Raw genomic sequence first — 4,292 nt, forward strand, 5'->3', positions numbered from 1 at the left:
GTAGCCTCTTGCGGGGGCGGTGCAACCCCGGGCTGGTCAAAAAAGACCTGAATGCTGTTTTTTTCCGCTGGGGCCGCGGGCACGGGCGCGCGGGCGGGCAGCAGCCACGCGGCAATCAGGCCGTGGCCCAGCACGGCAGCCATGATGGCCCAGCCCGCAAGCAGCCGCCCGCGCCGCCAGCCGGCGGGGCCGGTTGACGTGACAAGAATCCGGCCTGCCGTTCTGTCCTGCTGCTGCACGCTTCCATCCATTGGGGCATGGGCGCGGGCTGCCTTGTCATTTGACAAAAAGCCCCCGACCTCCGAGAACACTGTCCTGTTACCGCCTTTATCTTACAACCGCAAAGAACCTGTCCATCATGGGCCAAGCCCGCCACCCCTTCATGCATGACATGCCTGTGATCCGCTGGGTCATGGTGCTGTGTGCGTGCCTGGGGCTATGGGGCCAGTTGCTGGTTGAAAGCCGCAGCCTGCCCGGCGAACTGCCGCGCGGCACCATCATGCGGCTGACGGGAATCGATATCGCTCCCGTCGCAACGCGGACAGAACGCCACGCAGCGCCGCCGCATCACCACATGGCGATGGCGAACGCGCCCCATGAGCATGGCGACATGCCCCCCCATGGCCACGACCATGCCGAAGGCTGCCCGCTCTGCCCGCTCCTGCACCTGCCTGCCCTTGCGCTGGTGGTTCTGCCCTTCCTGCCCCTGCCGCCCATGGCATGGGCCGCCCACCGGCACGAACCCCGCCAGCCCCGCGCGCCCCCTCCCACTCCGCTGGGGCTGCCCCCGGCCTGCGGGCCACCTTCCATCTCCTGAACTCACGCGCTGCCGCGCGTCCATACGGGCGTGCGCGTCTTTCGTTTTCCTGTTCAGGACATGAAAAGTGACTTCCATGAAAAAAACGGCCCCCCCCCTCGTGGTGGCCGCAGGCGGCTGCATGCTGGCGGCCTCCCTGCACCCGCTGGGCGCGCGCGCCCAGACAACCGTGACCCTGCCCGGCCTCTCGATCGAGGATACGGCGGACAGCACCCCCATGGGCGACCGCCTGCTTTCAGCGGCGTCCCCTTCCGCCACGCAGCGCACGGCGGCCAGCCTGAGCAGCCCCGATGCCGCCAGCCTGTTTCGCAACCAGCCCGGTGTCAGCACGTATTCCGCAGGCGGGCTGGCCTCGCTGCCCGTGCTCAACGGCATGGCCGATGACCGCGTGGCCACCGTGGTCGATGGCGTGCGCATCGCCTCGGGCTGCCCCAACCACATGAACCCTGCCCTGTCCTTCATCGACCCCGACAGCGTGGACACCGCCACCGCCATCGCGGGCATAACCCCCGTGAGCATGGGCGGCGACAGCACCGGCGGCACGATCGATGTCGAGCGCAAGGACCCGCAGTTTGCGAGGCATGGCAAGGTGCTCGTGACCGGGCATGTCACCGGCACCTATCGCAGCAATGGCGGCGGGTATGGCGCCTCGGGCAGCCTGACGGTGGCCAATGACACGTTCAGCCTGCGCTACAATGCCTCCTACGCGCAGGCGGGTGATTATGAAGGTGGCGGGGATGCGGGGCTGGTGCGCTCGACAAGCTACCTGACCTACAACCATGCCGTGACCTTTGGCGTGCACAAGGGCAACCATCTGCTGGCCCTGACCTTTGGCCAGCAGGACACCCCGCATGAAGGGTTTGCCAACCAGTACATGGACATGACGAACAACCGCTCCACCTTCGTCAACGGCAAGTATCTCGGCACGTTCGACTGGGGCGAGCTTGAGGCCCGGGGCTACTGGCAGCGCGAGGACCACGCCATGGACTTCCTGCCCGACCGCGCCAAGACCACCCACATGCCCATGAACACCAATGCCCGCATGGCCGGCTACAGCATCAAGGCCACCATCCCCCTGGCGGAAGGCCAGACCCTGCGGCTGGGCAGTTCGTTCGACCATTCCGGCCTCAATGACTGGTGGCCGCCGGTTGCGGGCAGCATGATGATGGGGCCGGACACCTATCACAGCATCAATAACGGCCACCGCGACCGGCTGGGCCATTTTGTGGAATGGGAGGCCGCCTGGACCCCGCGCGTGACCACGCTGCTGGGCTTTCGCAATGACCTGGTCATGATGAATACCGGCCCGGTATCGGGCTATTCATCGACCATGAGCATGATGAACATGGCCAACATCAACGCGGCCAATGCCTTCAACACCACCGACCGGGGCCGGACGGATGTGAACTTCGATGTCACCGCCCTGGTGCGCTGGAAGCCACGCCGCGACCTGACCATCGAGGGCGGCTATGCCCGCAAGACCCGCTCGCCCAACCTGTACGAGCGCTATGCCTGGGGCCGCTCGGCCATGGTCACGAGCATGATCAACTGGTTTGGCGATGGCAACGGCTACGTGGGCAACCCCGACCTCAAGCCCGAGGTCGCCAATACCGCCTCCATCACCGCTGACTGGCATGACCCCGATGGCGACCGGTGGGACCTCAAGGTCCAGCCCTACTACACCTACACCCACGACTACATAAACGCCTACCGCCTTGCCAGCGCGAGGCAGTTCTACACGCTGGGCTTTGCCAACCATAATGCCCAGAGCTACGGCATCAACGGATCGGGCAATTACCGGCTGTGGCAGAATGCCCGCTTTGGCCGGGGCGAGATCGTGGCCAACCTCAACTGGGTGCGCGGGCAGGACCTGACCAATGGCGCGGGGCTGTACCACCAGATGCCCACCAATGGCAGCGTCACGCTGAACGAACGGTGGAAGAACTGGAGCGGCCGGGTCGAGATGACCTTCGTCAAGGCCAAGGACACGGTGGACTGGGTGCGCAACGAACCCCGCACCCCCGGCTATGCCCTGCTGGGGCTGGGCGGGCAGTATCACTGGCGCTACATGACGCTCGATGCCAGCATCGACAACGTGCTGAACCAGAAATACGAACTGCCGCTGGGCGGCTGGTCGCTGGCCGATTACGCCGCCACCGGCAGCCTGCGCGCCCTGCCCGGCATGGGGCGGTCGTTCAATGTGAGCCTGACGGCGAGCTTCTGATCTGAGCGGGGCGGTCCATCAGGAGGTGCCCGTCCCGCCTTCCCCGCCCTGTGTTTCCGCCGTGACGGGGCGGGCGGGTGCACGGCCCGGCGCCATCTGGCCAAACCAGGCCAGCACCGGGCGCAGGCAGATGCCAAACATGATCAGTCCCGCCACGACGCCTGCCGCCGCAGCCCCCTCAAGCCGCCACAGCCGGGTCATGCCATAAACCAGCGGCAGGTAGGTCAGGGTCACGATGATGCGGGTACGGAGCACGCGCGAGACCTGGCCGATCACGGTCAGCAGTGGTTCGAGCGGCACGATGCCCAGGCCCAGCACGGCGCTGCCCAGCATGAGCATGATCAGGTGGCGGCCACCATGCCAGTGCACATGCAGCATCCATGTCAGCAGGATGTTGCCCATCAGCATCGCCACCCCCATGAGGGCGATGGAAAAACCACCAATCGTGAGGAAAAGCTGCACGGTCACGCGCTTGATGCCGTACCAGTCCTGCCGGTCACGCAGGCGGATGAATTCGGGGTACAGGGCGGGCACCATGAGCTGGGCCGGCTTGGCAATGCCCTCGCCAATCTGGCGCGAGACGCGATAGACGGCGGCATCGGCCGGACCCAGCAGGCCGCCGACGAGCAGCGTGCCGAACTGGTTGAAAACCGAACTCAGCACATGGTTGTCACTGGTGGAAAGGGTGAAGCGCCAGATGCCCGGCGCATCGCCCTCCGCCAGGCGGGCAAACGGATTGAAGCGGATGCCGCCCGCCAGCCGCAGTTGCAGCAGGCCCAGCCCGGTGCTGGTGGTGAACATGGCCAGTTGTGTCATGCTCCACACCAGCAGGTAATAATCCAGCCCCATATGATACAGGAAGCCCAGCCCCGACCCCACGGTGCGCACCAACGTGCCCGACAGGTCAACCAGCATGTTGAGCCAGAAGGAATTGCACAGCCGGAACACCCCCGCCGACCATGAAAAATTCATGAACGCGATGGTGGTCATGTACAGCATCGCCGCCCCCTGGTCGGCTGCGGGCCAGCCCATGGCCGTGCCGAACAGCGCCACGCCCAGCGTGCCCACCAGCCAGCCCACCCCGCCACTGAGGTAGTCGGCCCGCACGCAGAACGCCAGCACGCGCGAGAACTGCGCCCGCCTGCCATTGGTGAAGGGATCGGTGCCATAATGCAGCAGCGGCTGCCATGACTGCAGGTGGAGGGTTCGAAAAACCCTCTGGTATTGAGGTCTGCTCTGTGATTCCATTTT

The 4,292-nt window shown here is 65.6% G+C and carries 3 protein-coding genes and 1 pseudogene; 2 read left to right on the plus strand and 2 right to left on the minus strand.

What is annotated here, in order from left to right; all coding sequences use genetic code 11:
- Positions 1-239: pseudogene (locus NJLHNGOC_RS16515) on the minus strand (energy transducer TonB); the annotation flags it as partial.
- 119 nt (positions 240-358) lie between these two features.
- On the opposite strand from NJLHNGOC_RS16515, the gene NJLHNGOC_RS15080 reads away from it, so the two are divergent.
- Both NJLHNGOC_RS15080 and NJLHNGOC_RS15085 read left to right on the plus strand, forming a co-directional pair.
- Positions 359-817 (plus strand): DUF2946 family protein, encoded by a 459-nt coding sequence (locus NJLHNGOC_RS15080; RefSeq protein WP_014106937.1) that lies wholly within the window; start codon positions 359-361, stop codon positions 815-817.
- Between the two features lie 121 nt (positions 818-938).
- A complete protein-coding gene (locus NJLHNGOC_RS15085) occupies positions 939-3,041 on the plus strand; it encodes a TonB-dependent receptor (RefSeq protein WP_110560079.1) in 2,103 nt (700 codons plus the stop codon).
- A gap of 18 nt (positions 3,042-3,059) precedes the next feature.
- Here the strand turns inward: NJLHNGOC_RS15085 and NJLHNGOC_RS15090 are convergent, their stop codons facing one another.
- Positions 3,060-4,289: a lipopolysaccharide biosynthesis protein gene (locus NJLHNGOC_RS15090; protein WP_239021570.1), complete on the minus strand. Its 1,230-nt coding sequence runs from the start codon at positions 4,287-4,289 to the stop codon at positions 3,060-3,062.
- Between the last annotated feature and the right edge of the window lie 3 nt (positions 4,290-4,292).

This window comes from Novacetimonas cocois (assembly GCF_003311635.1).
GTDB classification, from domain to species: Bacteria; Pseudomonadota; Alphaproteobacteria; order Acetobacterales; family Acetobacteraceae; genus Novacetimonas; species Novacetimonas cocois.